At 38.3% G+C, this 20148-nt stretch carries 19 protein-coding genes; 12 read left to right on the plus strand and 7 right to left on the minus strand.

From position 1 onward, the window contains the following. Window positions 1-26: 26 nt before the first annotated feature. From ffh to tyrA, 7 genes are all read left to right on the plus strand, one after another. Entirely contained in the window at window positions 27-1400 is a 1374-nt protein-coding gene (ffh, locus tag AVFI_RS02815) for a signal recognition particle protein (RefSeq protein WP_005417798.1), read from the plus strand. 258 nt (window positions 1401-1658) lie between these two features. Continuing rightward, a complete protein-coding gene (gene rpsP / locus AVFI_RS02820; protein WP_005417799.1) occupies window positions 1659-1907 on the plus strand; it encodes a 30S ribosomal protein S16 in 249 nt (82 codons plus the stop codon). 27 nt (window positions 1908-1934) lie between these two features. Further along, on the plus strand, window positions 1935-2462 hold the full coding sequence (rimM, locus tag AVFI_RS02825; RefSeq protein WP_011261312.1) for a ribosome maturation factor RimM: 528 nt from the start codon (window positions 1935-1937) through the stop codon (window positions 2460-2462). Between the two features lie 22 nt (window positions 2463-2484). After that, on the plus strand, window positions 2485-3234 hold the full coding sequence (gene trmD / locus AVFI_RS02830; protein WP_005417802.1) for a tRNA (guanosine(37)-N1)-methyltransferase TrmD: 750 nt from the start codon (window positions 2485-2487) through the stop codon (window positions 3232-3234). 41 nt (window positions 3235-3275) lie between these two features. Next, complete coding sequence (gene rplS / locus AVFI_RS02835; protein ID WP_005417803.1) at window positions 3276-3629, plus strand: 50S ribosomal protein L19; 354 nt, start codon at window positions 3276-3278, stop codon at window positions 3627-3629. Between the two features lie 215 nt (window positions 3630-3844). Further along, window positions 3845-4918, plus strand: a complete 1074-nt coding sequence (locus AVFI_RS02840) for a 3-deoxy-7-phosphoheptulonate synthase (protein ID WP_011261313.1) — start codon at window positions 3845-3847, stop codon at window positions 4916-4918. A 6-nt stretch (window positions 4919-4924) separates the two neighbouring features. Further along, on the plus strand, window positions 4925-6058 hold the full coding sequence (gene tyrA / locus AVFI_RS02845; RefSeq protein WP_017020357.1) for a bifunctional chorismate mutase/prephenate dehydrogenase: 1134 nt from the start codon (window positions 4925-4927) through the stop codon (window positions 6056-6058). Between the two features lie 73 nt (window positions 6059-6131). Here tyrA and AVFI_RS02850 read toward each other — a convergent pair whose 3' ends face one another. From AVFI_RS02850 to ettA, 3 genes are all read right to left on the minus strand, one after another. Continuing rightward, window positions 6132-7145 carry a M23 family metallopeptidase gene (locus AVFI_RS02850; RefSeq protein WP_188863825.1) on the minus strand — a complete coding sequence of 338 codons (1014 nt, stop codon included), beginning with the start codon at window positions 7143-7145 and terminating at the stop codon, window positions 6132-6134. 24 nt (window positions 7146-7169) lie between these two features. After that, on the minus strand, window positions 7170-7532 hold the full coding sequence (locus AVFI_RS02855) for a PilZ domain-containing protein (RefSeq protein WP_054776042.1): 363 nt from the start codon (window positions 7530-7532) through the stop codon (window positions 7170-7172). 114 nt (window positions 7533-7646) lie between these two features. Then, entirely contained in the window at window positions 7647-9314 is a 1668-nt protein-coding gene (gene ettA, locus AVFI_RS02860; RefSeq protein WP_005417813.1) for an energy-dependent translational throttle protein EttA, read from the minus strand. 187 nt (window positions 9315-9501) lie between these two features. Here ettA and AVFI_RS02865 point away from each other — a divergent pair, with 187 nt between their 5' ends. Continuing rightward, a complete protein-coding gene (locus AVFI_RS02865; protein ID WP_155662217.1) occupies window positions 9502-11436 on the plus strand; it encodes a transglycosylase SLT domain-containing protein in 1935 nt (644 codons plus the stop codon). A 95-nt stretch (window positions 11437-11531) separates the two neighbouring features. Beyond that, window positions 11532-11858 carry a trp operon repressor gene (gene trpR / locus AVFI_RS02870; RefSeq protein WP_012533782.1) on the plus strand — a complete coding sequence of 109 codons (327 nt, stop codon included), beginning with the start codon at window positions 11532-11534 and terminating at the stop codon, window positions 11856-11858. On the opposite strand, the gene yjjX is transcribed toward trpR, so the two are convergent. The 4 genes from yjjX to bamD form a co-directional block, all read right to left on the minus strand. Beyond that, window positions 11827-12339: an inosine/xanthosine triphosphatase gene (gene yjjX, locus AVFI_RS02875; protein ID WP_054776043.1), complete on the minus strand. Its 513-nt coding sequence runs from the start codon at window positions 12337-12339 to the stop codon at window positions 11827-11829. The two genes, trpR and yjjX, sit on opposite strands and share 32 nt — an antisense overlap. A 22-nt stretch (window positions 12340-12361) precedes the next feature. Then, complete coding sequence (gene pheA / locus AVFI_RS02880; RefSeq protein WP_012534012.1) at window positions 12362-13540, minus strand: prephenate dehydratase; 1179 nt, start codon at window positions 13538-13540, stop codon at window positions 12362-12364. A 115-nt stretch (window positions 13541-13655) separates the two neighbouring features. Next, window positions 13656-14009, minus strand: a complete 354-nt coding sequence (hpf, locus tag AVFI_RS02885) for a ribosome hibernation-promoting factor, HPF/YfiA family (protein WP_005417819.1) — start codon at window positions 14007-14009, stop codon at window positions 13656-13658. 440 nt (window positions 14010-14449) lie between these two features. Beyond that, window positions 14450-15175 carry an outer membrane protein assembly factor BamD gene (gene bamD, locus AVFI_RS02890; protein ID WP_005417820.1) on the minus strand — a complete coding sequence of 242 codons (726 nt, stop codon included), beginning with the start codon at window positions 15173-15175 and terminating at the stop codon, window positions 14450-14452. Window positions 15176-15336: 161 nt separating this feature from the next. Here bamD and rluD point away from each other — a divergent pair, with 161 nt between their 5' ends. From rluD to clpB, 3 genes are all read left to right on the plus strand, one after another. Then, window positions 15337-16311, plus strand: coding sequence for a 23S rRNA pseudouridine(1911/1915/1917) synthase RluD (gene rluD, locus AVFI_RS02895; protein ID WP_005417821.1), 975 nt, complete (start codon window positions 15337-15339; stop codon window positions 16309-16311). A gap of 2 nt (window positions 16312-16313) precedes the next feature. Then, window positions 16314-17048 carry a peptidoglycan editing factor PgeF gene (gene pgeF, locus AVFI_RS02900; RefSeq protein ID WP_188863824.1) on the plus strand — a complete coding sequence of 245 codons (735 nt, stop codon included), beginning with the start codon at window positions 16314-16316 and terminating at the stop codon, window positions 17046-17048. A gap of 105 nt (window positions 17049-17153) precedes the next feature. Continuing rightward, the gene (gene clpB / locus AVFI_RS02905; protein WP_011261322.1) at window positions 17154-19739 is read left to right on the plus strand and encodes an ATP-dependent chaperone ClpB; all 2586 of its coding nucleotides are present in this window, start codon (window positions 17154-17156) and stop codon (window positions 19737-19739) included. Window positions 19740-20148: the final 409 nt, after the last annotated feature.

The raw sequence follows: 20148 nt of genomic DNA on the forward strand, positions 1-20148 counted from the left end.
AATGGTCGCAAAGTAGGCGCAGGAATATGTTTGATAATTTAACGGATAGACTATCCAGAACACTGAAAAATATCAGTGGTAAAGGTCGATTAACAGAAGACAACATTAAAGAAACGCTACGTGAAGTTCGTATGGCGTTACTGGAAGCTGACGTAGCTTTACCAGTGGTTCGTGATTTTGTAAAACGCGTAAAAGAAGGTGCGGTTGGTGTTGAAGTATCAAAAAGCTTAACGCCAGGCCAAGAGTTCATAAAAATTGTTCAAGCTGAACTAGAAGCGGTTATGGGGGATTCTAACGAAGCCCTAAACTTAGCTTGTCAGCCACCTGCTGTTATTTTAATGGCTGGTTTACAAGGTGCAGGTAAAACGACCAGTACGGGTAAATTAGCTAAATTATTAAAAGAGCGCGATAAGAAAAAAGTATTAGTTGTTTCTGCCGATGTTTATCGTCCTGCGGCGATCAAACAATTAGAAACCTTAGCTACAGATGTGGATGTTGATTTCTTCCCATCTAGTGCAGATCAAAAGCCTATTGATATTGTTGATGCGGCGATTAGCCACGCAAAACTGAAGTTCTTTGATGTTGTTATTGTCGATACAGCAGGCCGTTTGGCTGTTGATACCGAAATGATGGATGAGATCAAACAGCTTCATGCGCATGTAAATCCGATTGAGACTCTGTTTGTTGTTGATGCAATGACAGGTCAAGATGCAGCAAATACAGCAAAAGCGTTTGGTGATGCTTTACCTCTAACCGGTGTTATCTTAACAAAGGTTGATGGTGATGCTCGTGGTGGTGCTGCATTATCAGTTCGTCATATTACAGGTAAACCAGTTAAATTTTTAGGTGTTGGTGAAAAAACTGACGCACTAGAACCGTTCCACCCAGAACGTATTGCTTCTCGAATTTTAGGTATGGGTGATGTTCTTTCTTTAATTGAAGATCTTGAAAAGAACGTAGATAAAGAAAAAGCAGAGAAACTGGCGAAAAAATTCAAAGAGAAAAAAGGCTTTGATTTAGAAGATTTCCGTGAGCAGCTTGGTCAGATGAAAAACATGGGCGGCATGATGGGCATGATGGATAAGCTTCCAGGAATGTCTCAGCTACCAAGTGATGTGAAAGATAAAGTTGATGATAAAATGTTCAATCAAATGGAAGCGATTATTAATTCCATGACAATGAAAGAGCGTCAACGTCCTGAAATCATCAAAGGCTCACGTAAAAAACGTATTGCTGCTGGTTCTGGTGTACAAGTTCAAGATGTAAACCGTATGCTAAAACAATTCACCCAAATGCAGAAGATGATGAAGAAAATGCAGAAGGGTGGCATGAAAGGCATGATGCGTAATATGCAAGGTATGATGGGTGGTATGGGCGGAATGGGTGGCTTCGGTCGCTAAAAATCCAATACAATCAGTAGTATCTAAAAAGATATATAATTAAGGGCGGCAAGTTAATTTGTTGAAAAACTTAACCTGGCGCACTTTTTTAAACCAATTTTTTCATCAATTACAAAAATAATTGGTGAAAAAGTAACTAAATCCCTTGCATTGAAACTCTATAAGAGTAAAATTCCGGGGCTTTATTTTGGCACGAGGGCTCAAAAAATAATTTTTTTTGGGCCAATTTAATTTTTATACAAAGCAAAAGAGGACGATATGGTTACCATTCGTTTGGCACGTCACGGCGCTAAGAAGCGTCCATTCTATCAAATCGTTGTAGCGGACAGCCGTTTCAAAGCAACTGGTCGTTACATTGAGAAAGTAGGTTTCTTTAACCCTACAGCACAAGGTCAAGAAGAAGGTCTTCGTTTAGATCTAGACCGTGTTGGCCACTGGGTTGAGCAAGGCGCTGGTCTTTCTGATCGTGTAGCTAAGCTAGTTAAAGACGCTAAAAAAGCGGCTTAATATTAGTTGGTTAAAGGTAAAGAATTTATGAGTAAGCAAGACGAAGTTATTGTTGTAGGTAAGTTTGGTGCTTCCTATGGTATTCGTGGATGGTTGAAAGTAGTTTCTTTTACAGATCAACCTGAAAGTATTTTCGATTACAAACCTTGGCTTATCCAAGTTAAAGGTGAATGGGTCGAGTTTTCAGTTGAAAGCTGGAAACGTCATAAAGGTTTGGTGTGCAAACTGAAAGGGTTAGATGTTCGAGAAGAAGCTCAAACATATACTAACCTAGAAATTGCAGTTAAAGCAGACGCACTACCTGAGCTGTCAGAAGATGAATTCTACTGGCGTGAATTGTTTGGTATGGAAGTGGTTACAACTAAAGGCTATGCGCTTGGCGTTGTTGACGACATTTTTGAAACCGGATCAAACGATGTTCTTGTAGTCAAAGCCAACCTGAAAGATGCTTTTGGTAAAAAGGAACGATTGATTCCTTTTATTGATGAGCAAGTGATCAAATTAATTGATCGTGAAGCTCAACGGATCGAAGTTGACTGGGATCCTGGGTTTTAACCCCTAGGTAAAGCGAGGGCACATGTGGGTTGGCGTTATTAGCCTATTTCCTGAAATGTTCCGTTCGGTTACCGATTTTGGGGTAACTAGCCAAGCAATAAAAAAAGGTCTTTTATCTATTGAGACATGGAATCCTAGAGATTTCACTCATGATAAGCATCGCACTGTTGATGACCGACCTTATGGTGGTGGTCCTGGAATGTTAATGATGGTACAGCCTTTGCGCGATGCCATTACTGCAGCCAGAGAAGCGTCACCCGGCAAAACGAAAGTGATTTACCTTTCACCTCAAGGCAGAACGCTGAATCAAGCTGGTGTTGAGGAATTAGCGACAAACGAGAATTTAATTCTAATTTGTGGCCGATACGAAGGTGTAGATGAGCGCATAATACAATCTGAAGTTGACGAAGAATGGTCAATTGGGGATTTTGTGCTTACAGGTGGGGAACTCCCTGCTATGACGTTGATTGATTCTGTATCTCGGTTTGTTCCGGGTGTATTAGGTGATTTCGCGTCCGCTGAAGAAGATTCTTTTGCAGACGGTTTGTTAGATTGTCCGCACTATACAAGACCTGAGGTTTTGGATGGTAAGGAAGTACCTAGTGTACTGAAATCTGGAAACCATAAAGATATCGCTCGTTGGCGAATGAAACAATCGTTAGGCCGTACTTGGCTAAGAAGACCAGAGCTCCTGGGAAATCTAGCTCTGACTGACGAACAGGAATTATTACTGGCTGAGTTTGTTCGTGAAGAACGCCAGAACAGTAAGTAATTAAGTAAATTTAGTATCAGTTTATTCTAGGATATACAGAAATGAGCAACATCATTAAAGCTCTTGAAGATGAGCAACTAAAACAAGACCTACCTAAATTCGCTCCAGGTGACACTGTAGTAGTTCAGGTTAAAGTTAAAGAAGGTGACCGTGAGCGTCTACAGGCATTCGAAGGCGTTGTAATCGCTATTCGTAACCGTGGTCTACACTCTGCGTTCACTGTACGTAAGATTTCTAACGGTGAAGGTGTTGAGCGTACGTTCCAAACACACTCTCCAGTTGTAAACAGCATCGAAGTTAAACGTCGCGGTGCAGTACGTCGTGCCAAGTTGTACTACCTACGTGAGCGTTCTGGTAAATCAGCTCGTATCAAAGAGAAGCTGGCTAAAAAGTAACGCACACGAGAACGTTCTCAAATGTGCTATGAAGGTGCGCTGTTATCAGCGCACCTTTTTTTATACCTAGACTATTTATGTAAACATAAGTTTACAATGTAAAATAAATTGTATTATATTAATTACAACGGTTGATTTATATGCTGTACCTGTTAAATTATTTGTATTCGTCTTAATTGACAGTTTATGGAAATAAAAGTTTACAGGTGTAGGATATGAGAAAAAGTGAATTAAGTAATATCAATATTATCGATGAGCAGGTGCTGATCACCCCACAAGAACTTAAAAATAAGATCCCTTTAAGTGAAAATGCTCGTCAGTTTATCCAACAATCCCGTCAAACTATTTCTAATATCATTCATAAAAAAGATCACCGTCTATTGATTGTTTGTGGTCCATGTTCAATTCATGATATTGATGCAGCAAAAGAATACGCAAAACGGTTAAAAGTGATCGCAGAAGATCTAAAAGATCAACTGTACATTGTTATGCGTGTTTACTTTGAAAAACCACGAACTACGGTAGGTTGGAAAGGATTAATTAATGATCCACACCTTGATGGTTCATTTGATATTGAACAAGGTCTACATTCTGCACGACAACTATTAGTTGATTTAGCTGAGATGGAAATCCCTTTAGCAACAGAAGCTCTAGATCCAATTAGTCCGCAATACATTGGTGATACATTTAGTTGGGCTGCGATTGGGGCTCGAACAACTGAATCTCAAACTCACCGTGAAATGGCAAGTGGTTTATCTGTTCCTGTAGGCTTTAAAAACGGCACTGATGGCAGTTTATCGACATCGATTAATGCAATGCAGGCGGCGGCTTCTGGACACCGTTTCATGGGGATTAATAGTGAAGGCCAGGTTGCTTTACTTACAACCCAAGGTAATCCTAATGGTCATGTTATCTTACGTGGTGGTAAACAAACTAATTATGATTCAGTTTCAGTAACAGAATGCGAAGAAGAATTAGCAAACTCGAATTTAGATGCGGCTTTAATGATTGATTGTAGCCACGCAAATTCACGTAAAGATTATCGTCGTCAGCCTTTAGTTGCTGAAGATGTTATCCACCAAATTCGTGAAGGTAATAAATCGATTATTGGATTGATGATTGAGAGCCATTTAAATGAAGGGAATCAACCATCAGATATACCATTGTCTGAGATGAAATATGGCGTATCTATTACAGATGCCTGTATCAATTGGGAATCAACTGAGGCACTATTACGTCATACTCACAAAGAATTAACTCCGATATTGGAAGAGCGTTTAAAAGGATAGATTGAGATGGCGGTAGAACTAAGTCATTTGCGCGATCAAATTGATGCGGTAGATAAACAGATGTTGGATCTTCTAGCTCAACGTTTGCATTTAGTTGAGCAGGTTGGTGAAGTAAAAAGTGCACATGGATTGCCTATTTATGATCCAAGCCGAGAAGCGGCAATGTTAGCATCAAGACGTTCTGAGGCTGAAAAGAAAGGCGTACCGCCCTCATTAATTGAAGATATTCTTCGCAGAACAATGCGTGAATCTTATAGCAGCGAAAATGATTCTGGTTTTAAGTGTTTAAAGCCAGAGTTAAGGCCTATCGTTGTTGTTGGTGGTAATGGGCAACTTGGTGGTTTATTCGCAAAAATGTTTAAATTATCTGGTTATCAAGTTCGAATTCTCGGTAGTAAAGATTGGGGTAATTCTGATGAGATCCTAGATAATGCCGGTATGGTTGTTGTTACGGTTCCTATCAACTTAACTATTGATGTCATTAATAAACTCTCCAATTTACCTGAAGATTGCATTCTTTGTGATTTAACCTCAATCAAGCAAAAACCTCTTGCAGCAATGATGGCAGCTCATAAAGGCCCCGTTGTAGGATTACACCCAATGTTTGGTCCTGATGTACCTAGCCTTGCAAAGCAAGTTATAGTGATGTGTGATGGTCGAGGTAAAGAGCACTATAGTTGGCTGAAAAACCAATTTGAGATTTGGGGAGCAATCGTACGTGATATTTCTGCGAATGAGCATGATCATGGTATGACTCTAATTCAAGCATTACGTCACTTTACCTCGTTTGCTTATGGACAGCATTTAGCAAAAGAGAATCCTGATATTGAACAGTTGCTTAACTTAAGCTCTCCAATTTATCGTTTGGAGTTATTGATGGTTGGTCGATTGTTTGCTCAAGACCCAAATTTATACGCAGATATTATTCTTTCTTCGGATGAGAATATTGAAATGATAAAGCGATTCCATCAACGTTTTGGTGATGCCATATCATTGCTAGAAGAACATAACCGTTCAGGATTTATTAAAAACTTTAAAGAAGTAGAATCTTGGTTTGGTGATTATGCTGAGCAGTTTTTAGTTGAAAGTAAAAGTTTACTTAGACAAGCAAATGATTCGATTCACCGTGAACGTAATTAGTGTAGGTAAGAAGGCATAGAATGTAAAAAGAGTGAGCCATGAGCTCACCCTTTTTGTATTGATTAAACGGTGTTTATTGTGTCAATTGTTGGCTATTTTCGTTTTCAGCTTTCGCTGTGTTAATCGCCTCAACTTGTTCAACCGTTGGTTTTTGTGTCAATTTTAATTGCAGTTTTACTACATTATTAATAACGTCCACCAAAGGTGTCCATTTTACGCTTCGCTCTTTTTCAAAGAGACTATCAAATTTTTCAGGAGTCCAATCCATAAACGACCTTGGATTTAAAACTCGCCCTAAGAAACGTACTTCATAATGTAAGTGTGGCCCTGTTGAATTACCAGAGTTACCACAAGTAGCGATAAGTTCGCCTTTTTTAACGAACTGTCCTGAGCGAACTTTAAATTTCTGTAGGTGTGCATACATGGTCATAAAACCGAATGAATGCTGAACTTTTAATAGATTACCGTAACCTTTATTACTGGCTCTTGCTAGCTCAACAACTCCATCAGCTGGAGCATAAATTTCGGTTCCACGCTTACAGGTTAAATCAACTCCTAAGTGGCGTTGGCGTTTACCTGAAATAGGATTGGTTCGGCGACCAAAACTGGATGATTCTCTCGTGTAATGTAGTGGCGTATCATTTGGAATTAAGCGAAACATAGTTGCTCTAACTGCCGAATCAATGGCTGCAACATCAAGTCGTTGCTCTAGTGTTTTTTCAGCTAATGATGAATCTTCTTCTGATATTTCTTGTAAGCCAAGTACAGATTCAACATCATCTACACGTTGGCTAATAACAAGCAATTCATTTTCTTTTGCTTCTAGTTGTTGAGTAAGTTCATGATTACTATTGTTATTATCAACAATCAATTGGTTTAGTTCATTATTTTTATTTTGCAGTTCAGCGATAGCAATTTTGGCAACTTCTTGCTGCTGGTAGAAATAATGTAGACCAAAGCCACTTAATGCAAATGAGCTAACCCCAAGTACTAAAGATAAAATGACCAGCTTTTTTCGTCTTTGGGAGATCGCGAAAAGACGCGTTCCTTTGTTGTGGGAGACGGAAATTCGAATTTTATCAGGCATAAGGGTAACAACTATTTATAAAGGTTAATGTGTTTCGGTGAGTTCTGATAACTGACGTAATAATAGTTCGCTATTACCAACGTTAAGTTCAACTAAGCGTTTAAGGTGGCTAATACTATCAATATCTATATGGCGAATACAGAGCCTCAGCATATTATTTGTATTATTCACAATTTCACATTCAGCAATAATATTGATATCACTGTCGTTTAGAGCAAAATGTACAATTAATTTACCCGCTGAGTTAAGAGCATTATCATCATTAAGTTTTATTAATAAGCCATGTAAAGACAAATCAATCAATGAGCCGCTGTATTGCTGAGCGCCTTGGATTAGTGCTACATCTGCTTGATAAATTACACGAGAAAACTTGCGTCTTTCAATCATAAGGCTACTCCTTCTTCTTAAGAGGAATTGAGTATGGTGTTTTGTTTGTTCTATGTCCAATAAAAAGGCCGCTTGAGTGCGGCCCTTATGATAAACATCAAATAAAGTAAATTATTACTTAGTCATACGCTTGTACTTGATGCGATGAGGTTCAGCAGCTTGTGCACCTAGGGTCTTCTTCAACCATTCACTGTATTCAGTGTAGTTACCTTCAAAGAAGTTTACTTGGCCTTCATCACGGTAGTCTAGAATGTGTGTAGCGATACGGTCTAGGAACCAACGGTCGTGCGAGATAACCATTGCACAACCAGGGAACTCAAGTAATGCTTCTTCTAGTGCACGTAATGTTTCAACATCAAGGTCATTGGTAGGTTCATCGAGTAACAGTACGTTACCGCCAGTTTTTAGCAGTTTAGCTAAGTGAACACGGTTACGCTCACCACCAGATAACTCACCAATAATTTTTTGTTGGTCGTTGCCTTTGAAGTTAAAGCGAGAACAGTAAGCACGAGCTGGGATTTCGAAATTGTTGATCTTAATGATATCAGCGCCTTCAGAGATCTCTTGGAAAACTGTTTTTGTGTCATCCATTGAATCACGGAATTGATCAACAGAAGCAAGTTTTACAGTTTCACCTAATTCAATCGTACCTGAATCCGGTGTTTCAGCACCACTTAGCATCTTAAATAGGGTAGACTTACCCGCACCATTGGCACCGATAATACCCACGATAGCACCTTTTGGCATGCTGAATGATAGGTCATCAATCAGTACACGATCACCAAATGATTTAGTTAGGTTGTTCACTTCAAGAACTTTGTCACCTAGACGTTCACCTGGCGGAATGAACAGTTCGTTTGTTTCATTACGTTTTTGGTGATCAGAGCTTTGTAGTTCTTCAAAACGAGCCATACGAGCTTTAGATTTAGCTTGGCGGCCTTTAGGGTTTTGACGAACCCACTCAAGTTCTTTTTCAATCGTTTTCTGACGAGCATTTTCTTTTGCCGCTTCTTGTTTTAAACGGTCATCTTTTTGCTCAAGCCAAGAGGTATAGTTACCTTCCCATGGAATACCTTCACCACGGTCAAGCTCTAGAATCCAACCCGCAGCGTTATCAAGGAAATAACGGTCGTGGGTAATTGCCACAACAGTACCTGAATAATCAACAAGGAAGTGCTCAAGCCATGCAACTGATTCAGCATCAAGGTGGTTGGTTGGTTCATCAAGTAGCAGCATATCTGGTTTTTCTAGAAGAAGACGACAGATAGCAACACGGCGACGTTCACCACCAGATAAGTGTTCAATTTTAGCATCCCACTCAGGTAGACGTAGTGCGTCAGCTGCGCGCTCTAAAGCGTTATCTAGATTATGACCATCTTTTGCTTGAATTAATGCTTCAAGTTCACCTTGCTCTTTAGCTAGAGCATCGAAATCAGCACCTTCTTCAGCGTAAGCTGCATAAACCGCATCAAGGCGAGTTAGTGCACCTGCTACATCAGAAACAGCCTCTTCAACAATTTCACGAACTGTTTTTGATTCATCAAGTACAGGTTCTTGTGGAAGATAGCCAACATTTAATCCCGCTTGTGGACGAGCTTCACCATCAATATCAGTATCAAGACCTGCCATAATGCGAAGTAGTGTTGATTTACCTGAGCCATTTAGACCCAAAACACCAATTTTTGCACCAGGGAAGAAGCTAAGAGAAATGTCTTTCAGGATTTGTCTTTTAGGAGGAACAATTTTGCTCACTCGTGACATTGTATATACGTATTCAGCCATAATCACTTATTAGAGTTGGTTAACGAAAATATTAATTTACTATTTATGATACATAGTTTAACACTCATTTTTGTAGTTACTAGGGTAATATAAGTAAACTAAGGTAAGAATTCGGTAGATGTATAAGTGAGTCTCAGATCACTACGCCGCAGTCAAAGGTTGGAAAGTTTAGGTGTTAAAGAAATCAATGAAATATACACAATATAAGTTAGGGATGATGACGGCATTGTGCATAGGTATGAATGTACAAGTTGTTGATGCGTCACCTGTTGATACATGGCGAGCACAATACCAAGAAGCAAAAACGCTACTTAATGAAAAAAAATACGATGAATATAAAAAAGTAAGGGCAGAACTTGATGGTTATTCATTAGCGCCTTATTTGGATTACCGTGAATTACGAATGGATTTAAGCTCTAAAACGCCAGATGATATTCGTTTATTTAAACATAATCATAAGTCATTACCTATTGGTAACTCTCTTTCATACCAATACTTAGTCATTCTTGGTTTAAACGAGCGTTGGGCTGAGTTTATTGATTATTTCCCCAACGAACCAAGTAGCAAAAATCTACAGTGTTATTACTATCAAGCAAAAAATAAACTGGGTGATAAGGTCACCGCTTGGAAAGGTGCGGAGCAGTTATGGTTAACTGGTAGCTCTGTTACTTATGAATGTGATGATTTATTTCAAGATTGGGCTGAAGCTGAGAAACTCAGTGATGATTTAATTATTGAGCGTATGCTTTTAGTTTATAAAGCTCGTAATAATAATTTGTTTTCTTATTTAGAAAAAATGTTGAAAACAGATACCGCAAAAGAAAAAGCACAGCATATTGTCACTTTGTTTAATGATCCTGATTTGTTAGAAAGTTTTTCAAAGAGTAATAAAAAAACAGAGTTTTCTAAGCAATTAACGCTTATCTCAATGGAAAGAGAAGCTCGTAAAAACCCTAAAAAAGCGATAGAAATATTGCCTGAAATTGCTAAAAAGCAGCAGTTTACTCAAGAAGAGTTGGTTCAGGTTAAGCGACGTATTGTTAGTAGCATTATGTCAACAGAGTCAGCAGAACTTGCACAATGGAGAGATAAAGAGCTAGCTACTAACCCTGAAGATTCATTTATTGAGCGCCGAATTCGTGTTGCTATTCGTGCAGCTGATTGGGATGACGTAAGCAACTGGATTGGGTATTTAACACCAACAGCTAAAAATTCATTACGTTGGCAGTTCTGGATTGCTCAGATCGAAAGTAAGGAAGGTGAGCAAGATAAAGCTGATGCTCGTTTAAAAAGATTACTTGGTCAGCGTAATTTTTATAGTGTTGCTGCGGCAAATATTTTAGGTGAGCCTATTCAATATCCAATGAATACCGCTCCTAGAAATATTAAGCCGATTAAAGATAAATACAGTGTAGAGCTTGCACGTATTAAAGAATTAATTGCGATTGATGAGATCTCTACAGCCAAAAGTGAGTGGGAATATTTGCTAAATCGAGCATCAAAAACTGAAGTGAAAGAATTAGCAAGTTATGCTGCTCAGCATCGTTGGCATCACTTTACTGTTCTGGCGACCATCAAAGGAAGAATGTGGGGATATTTGAGCTTACGTTTTCCTATAGCACATCAGTGGTGGTTTAATCATTACAGCAAGGAACTTGGTTTAGATAAAGTGACGTTAATGTCGTTATCTCGACAAGAAAGTGCACTGTATGCAGAAGCTCAATCACCGGTAGGTGCTCGTGGTTTGATGCAAATTATGCCAGCAACAGCGAAATATACCGCGAAGAAGATTGATTACGATAAATACGAAGGTGTTGATAGTTTGAATGATGTTGATGTGAATATTCACATTGGTTCAAATTACCTTAAGGGTTTATTAGATGATTATGATGGTAACCGTATTTTTGCTCTTGCAGGTTATAATGCAGGCCCTCATCGTGTTAAGCGTTGGAGAGCGGTTTCTGATGAAAAACTAGATGCTTATGCTTTCATTGAAGCCATTCCATTCAAGGAAACTCGAGGGTATGTACAAAATATTTTAATGTTTGAAACTTACTATCGTAGCTTATTGGGTGAAAAAGGTGCTTTTTTATCCGAGAAAGAGCTGAATTTAAAGTATTGATAAGTTTAAATTCTAATAGCAATTGGTATTAAGCTTAAATAAATATAAAGTAGGGGACTTAATTGTCCCCTTTTTTACAATTGTATGAGGATACTATGTCAGGTTCAGCAAAATATTCCGACTGGTCTCAAGTGATGACACTAATTGCAAATGCAGCAGAACAAGGAAATCATCAACCATTATTAACGATGTTGATGACGCCTGATGAACGTGAAGCATTGGTTGCTCGCGTAAATATTTTTCATGAGCTGTTACAGGGTGAATTGAGCCAGAGACAAATTAGTCAGCTATTAGGGGTGGGCGTTGCCACTATCACTAGAGGTTCAAATGAATTAAAAAGCCATACTGACGAAGAGAAAGTATGGCTTATGGATTTATTAGAAAAGAGTACTAAAAACGAGTTGGATGTAGAAAAGGAATAAGAGCAAGAATAAGTGCTTGTTGATATACCGATGTTCTTGTTAGTAGGTTATTGGTTAGTAAGCCAATAGCCCCTCCTTTCTGTTTAATGTTGTCGGTGTTAAATTGTTCATCCATGACATCGCCTAGCTCTTTACCTTTCTTCACCTCATCAATAACTTGTGGTGGGAGAGGTAAACTCGAAGAGCGTGACTCTCCTACCGTTAAACCATTATCAATAATCATCCAAGCAAAAGTAGAATTACCTTCAATTCCAGCTTCTAACCCAACATAATAATCACAGTTAGGTAGCTTGATCTTTGCGTTATTAACACGGTTCATTGCTCCTTGTTTTGTTTCTTCACAACTCATTGGTTGATCTGGAACACCGCTCTTTACTGATACCCCTTCAAATGAAAAAGTATCATTAGGAAACGCAAGATTAAATGCTGATTCAACAGCGGCAATTTTCGCTGGGTTTTGAGAAGTAATGATAACTTTCATGTTTACCTTTCATTCGATGTAATCAATTTGATAATGGAATAGCTGTTGGTTCTACATTTTCAATTGGATAGCAACCAAGTACTTTTAGATAGCGAGTAATAGCCGTTAATTCTTCGATAGCAGAAGTCATAGCATCGGATTTTAGATGCGCTTCTAGATCAACATAGAACATTTCTTCCCAAGGATTTCCCATAATAGGGCGAGATTCTAGCTTGCTCATATTGATGCCGTATTTTTGTAATACCAATAGAGATTCAACCAATGAACCAGCATCTTGAGCTGTGGACATTATTAATGTTGTTTTAGCAGGGATTTGCTCTGATACATCCACAGGCTTTCTTGCAACAACGATAAAACGTGTTTGGTTCTCTGTTTGATTCGAAATATTAGTGATTAGAGATTGCAGTCCATATAGCTTTCCACTATCTGAGTTACCAATTGCTGCAACTTCAGGTGAGTTTAACTCTTTTACCGTGATCATCGCATCAGCAGTGCTTGCACAAGAAATTAGTTCAACATTATTGAGTCGATTTAAAAATTCGCTACATTGTTCATGTGGCTGTGGGTGTGAATACAAGGTTTTAATGGACTCAAGAGAGGTTTCAGTCGTTGTTAATAAACAATGATCAATTTTTTGAGTTAATTCCCCAACAATGTATAGGCTAGTGTGTTGGAGTAAATCATAAACTTGGTTAATCGAACCTGAGCTTGTATTTTCAATTGGCAATACGCCGTAATCAGCATGACCAGCCTCAACGGTTTTAATTACTTCTTTAAAGTTTTCACAGCCTAACTCAGCTAATTCAATATTCTTTTTACTGAAATAACGACGGCTTGCTAGGTTTGAATATGATCCTTTTGAGCCAAGGTAAGCCACTCTTGCTACGGGTTTTCTACTTAAGTCAGGGTTTGCTAGATTTTGGAAGTATTCTTGCTGAAGTAAAACTGAATCTTCAATAATGGTATGAAATAACTGTGTAATGTAATAAGCATCAAGATTGAAGTCTTTACCATTCTCAATGAGTTTAACAAGTAATTGTTGTTCTCGTTTAGGATCTCGAACAGGTTTCGCGGTTTTTACTTTACTTTTAGCAACATCAAGACTGAGTTTACGACGTTCTGAAAAGAGCTTTAATAATTCATTATCAAGTTCATTAAGGCGTAAACGAATATCATCAAGGGAGTAGTGAGTGTCAGTCATGAAATGCAAACCTAGTAAATTAAGAGTTAATTCACAATAAGGAATTGGTCAGTTTGCGTCAAGAAAAAACAGCGCTCAAATGAGCGCTGTTCTTAAGAATCTTTAGAGTTGAATATTATTCCTCTTCAAGTTCAACTTCTGGTTCTTCAACTCCAGGAGCTTGAGCATGAGTCGCTCGACGTGCTTCTCCTTTATGTTGTAGTTTGTCTAGTTGGCGTTCTAGTTTTTGATACATCTCTCTAATTGCACCAAATAGATCTTCTTGTTCTGCAGAGGCTACGACTTTGCCACCTGCGATAGTTGCGTACGCTTCTACCTTGTGTTTACCATTTGCGCGTTTTGTAACGCTAGCGTGACGTCCAATAATGTCTAGGTTTCTTTTTGCTTCTAGTTTTTTAAACTTCCCTTCAATACGTTCACGGATGCCTGGAGTGATGTCGATGTTGTTGCCAGTGATTTCTACTTTCATATGATTTTCCTCTCGCTTGCCCCGTTTGGCATGTACTCAGATTACGTATCCAGAGTTAAAAATAAAGTGATCAAGATCACTTTTTTGATGTGTTGTAGCGAGAAGGTGAATGAATGTGATCTTAGGCAAGGCCTTAAGTATTTTATTTAAAAAATACTTGATGAATTGTACAAAGTAGGTAGATTGAAAGGGTTGGTTACTAGAAATTATTGTTTTTAGGGATATCGTTCAACCTGTTGTTTTGGTTGATTAATTTTTAAACTTATCAATAGTGTGACCTATATACGAATTATAACTAACATTTCCAGACATAAAAAAAGCAGTGCTCGATTCTCGGCACTGCTTTTTTGTTTTTATAATGAATATTATGTCAATTGTAGTAAATAACGGCTCATCCTAGCTTGTTTAAATGCTTGCTCACTTATTTACTGTGATTGATATTATTGTGGATTCAACGCAATAAGTTCTTCGGTTCGCTTAATTGCATCTTCCAGTTTTAATTCTTTGTAAGCTGAAAGCATAATTGTTAGTGATTTTCTTGCAGCTTCTGTATCTGGATAAGTACGTTGTAATTCTTGACAACGATTAATGGCAGAGATCCAAGCTTCTCGTCGTAAATAAAAGTCAGCTGTTGCTAATTCATAATCCGCTAAGCGATTTTTAAGTGCGTACATACGAGTTTGTGCATCTTCAGCGTAAAGACTATTAGGGTATCTTTCTAATAATCGTTTAAAATCTTTAAAAGCTGAGCGAGCTGGTTCTGGATCTCGATCTGAACGATCAACTCTAAATAAATCATGCATGAAACTTCTATCTTGAGCCATATGCGTTAATCCACGCATGTAAAGGACCCAGTCAGCTTTTGGATGGGTTGGGTTTAAACGAGTGAATCTCTCGATAGTTGCAAGACCTAATGCAAGATCATCATTTTTATAATAAACATAAATAAGGTCTAACTGAACTTGTTCAGAATAAGCGCCAAAAGGGTATCGAGAATCTAAGGCTTCAAGACGCTCAATTGCGCTCGTCCAATTACCTGCTTGTAAAGATACTTGAGCTTGAGCGTATAATTCTGATGGTGGAATATCTGGAATTACATCATCACTACTTGAGCAACCAACCAGTAAAGATACAGCTAATAATGAAGAAATGGTTAAGCGTTTCATGCTTGAAAATGATCCTTGACTAAAAAAACTGAAGTTATCCATTACGAAATGCGCCGTTAACAGATACAATGGTACATAGTTTATTTCACTTACAGTGTTGATGATACCAAATATGACCTATTAGTTTGGTATTAGTACCACTATTTTAAAAAAAGTTCGATATGGCACAACAAATAGAGTTAACAAGTACAGTAAAAGAAAGTCAACTAGGGCAGCGTTTAGATCAAGCTGCTGCTGAGTTGTTTTCTGATTTTTCTCGTTCACGCATCAAAGAGTGGTTGCTTGCTGGCAACATGACAGTCAATGGTGAAGTGGTTACAAAAGCACGCCTTAAAGTTATGGGTGGTGAAGAGATCACGGTTAAAGCTGAATTAGAAGATGAAGAGCGTTGGTTAGCTCAAGATATTCCTCTTGATATTGTTTATGAAGATGATGATCTACTCGTTATCAATAAACCACGTGACTTCGTTGTTCACCCAGGAGCGGGTACACCTGATGGTACAGTGTTAAATGCATTGTTATTCCATTATCCAAATATTGCAGAAGTACCTCGTGCGGGTATCGTTCACCGTTTGGATAAAGACACTACTGGATTAATGGTTGTTGCGAAAACTGTACCGGCTCAAACACGTTTAGTTCGTGCGCTTCAAAAGCGTAAGATTACTCGTGAGTATGAAGCCGTTGTTGTCGGTCGTATGACTGCAGGTGGTATGATTGAGAAACCAATTGGTCGTCACCCAAACAAACGTACTCTAATGGCAGTTCATGAATTAGGTAAAGATGCTGTGACACATTATCGTGTTGCTGAACATTTCCGTATTCATACTCGTATCCGTTTACGTCTTGAAACCGGTCGTACTCACCAAATTCGTGTACATATGTCATATTTGCAGCATCCACTTGTGGGTGATACTGCTTATGGTGGTCGTGCTCGTATTCCAAAAGGCGCTTCTCAAGAGTTAATTGATATGATCCGCGGTTTTGATCGTCAGGCTCTGCATGCTGCGATGCTGCGTTTTGAACATCCAATCACAGGGGAAACAATGGAGTTCCATGCTCCAATTCCTGATGACATGATTGCTCTATCTCAGGCGCTACGTGATGATGAACGTCTAATGCATGAGGAAGAGTATTAATAATGTCATTGATTTCACCAAATTGGTCTGCACCTAAATCAGTTAAAGTATTCAGTACAACTCGTATTGGAGGAGTATCAAGTTCCCCATTTGATAGCTTTAATCTTGGAGACCATGTTGGTGATGATCACAAAGATGTTGTGCTCAATCGTGAAAAACTGATTACGTTGGGGCAGTTACCTACTGCACCAACGTGGTTAAACCAAATTCACTCAACAAGAGTTGTTCATTTACCGAGTCAAGAGTTTTTTGAAACACCACCAGCCGCTGATGCTGCATATACAAACCAAGTAAAACAAGTTTGTTGTGTTATGACTGCAGATTGCCTTCCGGTTGTAATATGCAATAAAGAAGGTACAGAGGTTGCTGCCGCACACGCAGGTTGGAGAGGTTTACTTGATGGAGTATTAGGAAATACTGTTGAGCAATTTGCCTCCGATGATCTTATTGCTTGGTGTGGACCTGCTATTGGTGAAGAAGCGTTTGAAGTAGGTAATGAAGTAAAAGAGCTATTTTGCGAAAAAGATCCGCAAGCAATTAATGCATTTATTCCGAGTTATAATGAAGGAAAATGGTTAGCTAATTTAGCCATGTTAGCCACACAACGTTTAAATAGTGTTGGTATAACTGATGTGCATTATTCAAACCTTTGCACTTATCAAAATACAGAAACGTTTTTCTCATACAGAAAAGAAGGAATTACAGGAAGACAAGCCACTCTTATTTGGTTTGAATAACTCATATTTCTCCCTCTTTATCCTTTCCTTAAGCATTGAACTTTCTGACCTTAGTCCCCATTTAGAAACTATATAGTTACTAGCTTTCTTCTTTTGGAGGGTGTTATGCGTTTAGATCGATTCACTAGTAAATTTCAAATGGCCATCTCTGATGCTCAATCATTAGCATTAGGTCAAGATCATCAATATATCGAACCAACCCATTTAATGGTTGCACTGTTAAATCAGGATGGAAGTACGATAAGGCCTTTACTTACTCTTCTAAATGTAGACGTAACACAATTACGTTCAAAACTAACTGAAATATTAGATAAGACACCAAAGGTAACGGGTATCGGTGGTGATGTTCAACTTTCATCTAATATGGGTGTTATTTTTAATCTTTGCGATAAAGTCGCTCAGAAACGCAAAGACGCTTATATCTCTTCTGAAATATTCATGCTTGCCGCAATCGAAGATAAAGGGCCTTTGGGTAATTTACTTCGAGAATTAGGATTAACTGAACCTAAAATATCTAAGTCAATCGATGAGATCCGTGGTGGCGAAAAAGTTAATGATCAAAATGCTGAAGAAAAACGTCAAGCATTAGAAAAGTTTACTGTTGATTTAACTGAGCGAGCAGAGCAAGGAAAACTAGATCCTGTTATTGGTCGTGATGATGAAATACGAAGAACAATTCAGGTATTGCAACGTCGAACTAAAAATAATCCAGTTATCATAGGTCAACCTGGTGTCGGCAAGACAGCTATTGTTGAAGGGTTAGCGCAACGTATTATAAATGGTGAAGTACCTGAAGGTTTAAAAAATAAACGAGTACTTTCTTTAGATATTGGTGCATTGGTAGCTGGTGCTAAATTCCGAGGTGAATTTGAAGAGCGTTTAAAAGCGGTTTTAAATGAGTTAGCGAAAGAAGAAGGTAGTGTCATCCTCTTTATTGATGAAGTACATACAATGGTAGGTGCTGGTAAAGGTGAAGGCTCTATGGATGCCGGCAACATGCTTAAACCTGCACTCGCACGTGGTGAACTACATTGTGTCGGAGCAACAACTCTTGATGAATATCGTCAGTATATTGAAAAAGATCCAGCATTAGAGCGTCGTTTTCAAAAAGTACTTGTTGACGAACCAACAGTTGAAGATACCGTTGCAATTTTGCGTGGTTTAAAAGAGCGCTATGAAATTCATCATCATGTTGAAATTACCGATCCTGCGATCGTAGCAGCAGCAAGCCTGTCACATCGTTATATTTCGGATCGTCAATTACCGGATAAAGCGATAGATTTAATTGATGAAGCAGCATCAAGCATTCGTATGGAAATTGATTCAAAACCAGAATCATTAGATAAGCTTGATCGTAAGATAATTCAATTAAAGATAGAACAGCAAGCACTAGTAAAAGAAAGCGATGATGCGAGCTTAAAGCGTCTTGACTCTTTAAATCTTGAATTAATGCAAAAAGAACGTGAATACGCAGAGCTTGAAGAAGTGTGGAAAGCTGAAAAAGCGGCTTTATCTGGCACTCAGCATATAAAAACAGAATTAGAAACAGCTCGAAGTAATATGGAAATTGCACGTCGTGCAGGTGATCTAAATAGAATGTCAGAGCTGCAATATGGACGTATTCCAGAATTAGAGAAACAACTAGATCTTGCCGCTCAAGCTGAAATGCAAGAAATGAGCTTATTAAAAAACAAAGTGACGGATGCAGAGATAGCAGAAGTGCTTTCACGTCAGACGGGCATTCCTGTAAATAAAATGCTTGAAGGTGAAAGAGATAAGCTATTAAAGATGGAAGAGGTATTACATCACCGAGTAATAGGCCAGGCTGAAGCTGTCGAAGCTGTCTCAAATGCAATTCGTCGTAGTCGTGCCGGTCTATCAGATCCAAATCGACCAATCGGTTCATTCTTGTTTTTAGGCCCAACAGGGGTTGGTAAAACGGAATTATGTAAATCACTCGCTAACTTTATGTTTGATAGTGAAGATGCGATGGTACGTATCGACATGTCAGAGTTTATGGAGAAACATTCCGTTGCTCGTTTAGTAGGTGCACCTCCTGGTTATGTTGGTTATGAAGAGGGGGGATACTTAACAGAAGCAGTAAGACGCAAACCTTATTCAGTTTTATTATTAGATGAAGTAGAGAAAGCACATCCAGATGTATTTAATATTCTACTTCAAGTTCTTGATGATGGCCGCTTAACTGATGGTCAGGGAAGAACGGTTGATTTTAAAAATACCGTTATCATTATGACATCGAACTTAGGTTCAGAAAAAATTCAGCAGCACTTTGGTGAGTTGAATTATGCTGGCATAAAAGAAGTCGTAATGGATGTTGTGAGTCAACATTTTAGACCAGAGTTTTTAAACCGTGTTGATGAAACCGTAGTATTCCATCCATTGGCACAAGAACACATTAAGAATATCGCTTCTATTCAATTACAACGCTTAGAAAAACGTTTGAATGAAAAAGATTACCAATTGCAAGTAACAGACGAAGCGTTAAACCTAATTGCTGAGGCAGGTTTTGACCCTGTTTATGGAGCAAGACCATTAAAACGAGCAATTCAGACATATATAGAGAACCCACTTGCTCAGGATATATTGAGTGGAAAGCTAAGGGTTGGAGAAGTAATTAAGTTGAAAGTTAAAAATGAACAGCTAATTGCGACTCAAAATGACGACTTTTGATGTAAAAATAAACGCTTTGAATTAAAAGTAAGCAAACAAACTCATTTTTCATATTTTTCTAGAAAAAGAGTTGCATAGATTCAAAGATTCTCTATAATGCCGCCTCACTGACACGGAGAACGAAGTTTATTAAAACTTAGCATCCAGTTGGTTTGGCGGTTAGAAATTTAGTTTCAAATAAGTGCTTGACACTGAAACTTAAATCGATAGAATAGCCGTCCTCTTCACTGAAAAGCAAAGCTTTGAAAGTAGAAGAAAAGCTCTTTAACAATTAGAAACCTATTAATCTGTGTGAGCACTTGTGAATTGATAATCAACAAATTATCAATGAACTGAGTGACTACACAAAATTACTTTTATGTAACAATCAGTATTAATCATTGAGTCGGTTTTGTTTCTGCTGAAACAA

Source organism: Aliivibrio fischeri ATCC 7744 = JCM 18803 = DSM 507 (genome assembly GCF_023983475.1).
Classification (GTDB): domain Bacteria; phylum Pseudomonadota; class Gammaproteobacteria; order Enterobacterales; family Vibrionaceae; genus Aliivibrio; species Aliivibrio fischeri.

Excerpts from the sequence above, each read along its gene's own strand:
- ffh (WP_005417798.1), top strand. The coding sequence starts at position 27 with ATGTTTGATAATTTAACGGATAGACTATCCAGAACACTGAAAAATATC.
- rpsP (WP_005417799.1), top strand. The coding sequence starts at position 1,659 with ATGGTTACCATTCGTTTGGCACGTCACGGCGCTAAGAAGCGTCCATTC.
- rimM (WP_011261312.1), top strand. The coding sequence starts at position 1,935 with ATGAGTAAGCAAGACGAAGTTATTGTTGTAGGTAAGTTTGGTGCTTCC.
- trmD (WP_005417802.1), top strand. The coding sequence starts at position 2,485 with ATGTGGGTTGGCGTTATTAGCCTATTTCCTGAAATGTTCCGTTCGGTT.
- rplS (WP_005417803.1), top strand. The coding sequence starts at position 3,276 with ATGAGCAACATCATTAAAGCTCTTGAAGATGAGCAACTAAAACAAGAC.
- AVFI_RS02840 (WP_011261313.1), top strand. The coding sequence starts at position 3,845 with ATGAGAAAAAGTGAATTAAGTAATATCAATATTATCGATGAGCAGGTG.
- tyrA (WP_017020357.1), top strand. The coding sequence starts at position 4,925 with ATGGCGGTAGAACTAAGTCATTTGCGCGATCAAATTGATGCGGTAGAT.
- AVFI_RS02850 (WP_188863825.1), bottom strand. The coding sequence starts at position 7,145 with ATGCCTGATAAAATTCGAATTTCCGTCTCCCACAACAAAGGAACGCGT.
- AVFI_RS02855 (WP_054776042.1), bottom strand. The coding sequence starts at position 7,532 with ATGATTGAAAGACGCAAGTTTTCTCGTGTAATTTATCAAGCAGATGTA.
- ettA (WP_005417813.1), bottom strand. The coding sequence starts at position 9,314 with ATGGCTGAATACGTATATACAATGTCACGAGTGAGCAAAATTGTTCCT.
- AVFI_RS02865 (WP_155662217.1), top strand. The coding sequence starts at position 9,502 with ATGAAATATACACAATATAAGTTAGGGATGATGACGGCATTGTGCATA.
- trpR (WP_012533782.1), top strand. The coding sequence starts at position 11,532 with ATGTCAGGTTCAGCAAAATATTCCGACTGGTCTCAAGTGATGACACTA.
- yjjX (WP_054776043.1), bottom strand. The coding sequence starts at position 12,339 with ATGAAAGTTATCATTACTTCTCAAAACCCAGCGAAAATTGCCGCTGTT.
- pheA (WP_012534012.1), bottom strand. The coding sequence starts at position 13,540 with ATGACTGACACTCACTACTCCCTTGATGATATTCGTTTACGCCTTAAT.
- hpf (WP_005417819.1), bottom strand. The coding sequence starts at position 14,009 with ATGAAAGTAGAAATCACTGGCAACAACATCGACATCACTCCAGGCATC.
- bamD (WP_005417820.1), bottom strand. The coding sequence starts at position 15,175 with ATGAAACGCTTAACCATTTCTTCATTATTAGCTGTATCTTTACTGGTT.
- rluD (WP_005417821.1), top strand. The coding sequence starts at position 15,337 with ATGGCACAACAAATAGAGTTAACAAGTACAGTAAAAGAAAGTCAACTA.
- pgeF (WP_188863824.1), top strand. The coding sequence starts at position 16,314 with ATGTCATTGATTTCACCAAATTGGTCTGCACCTAAATCAGTTAAAGTA.
- clpB (WP_011261322.1), top strand. The coding sequence starts at position 17,154 with ATGCGTTTAGATCGATTCACTAGTAAATTTCAAATGGCCATCTCTGAT.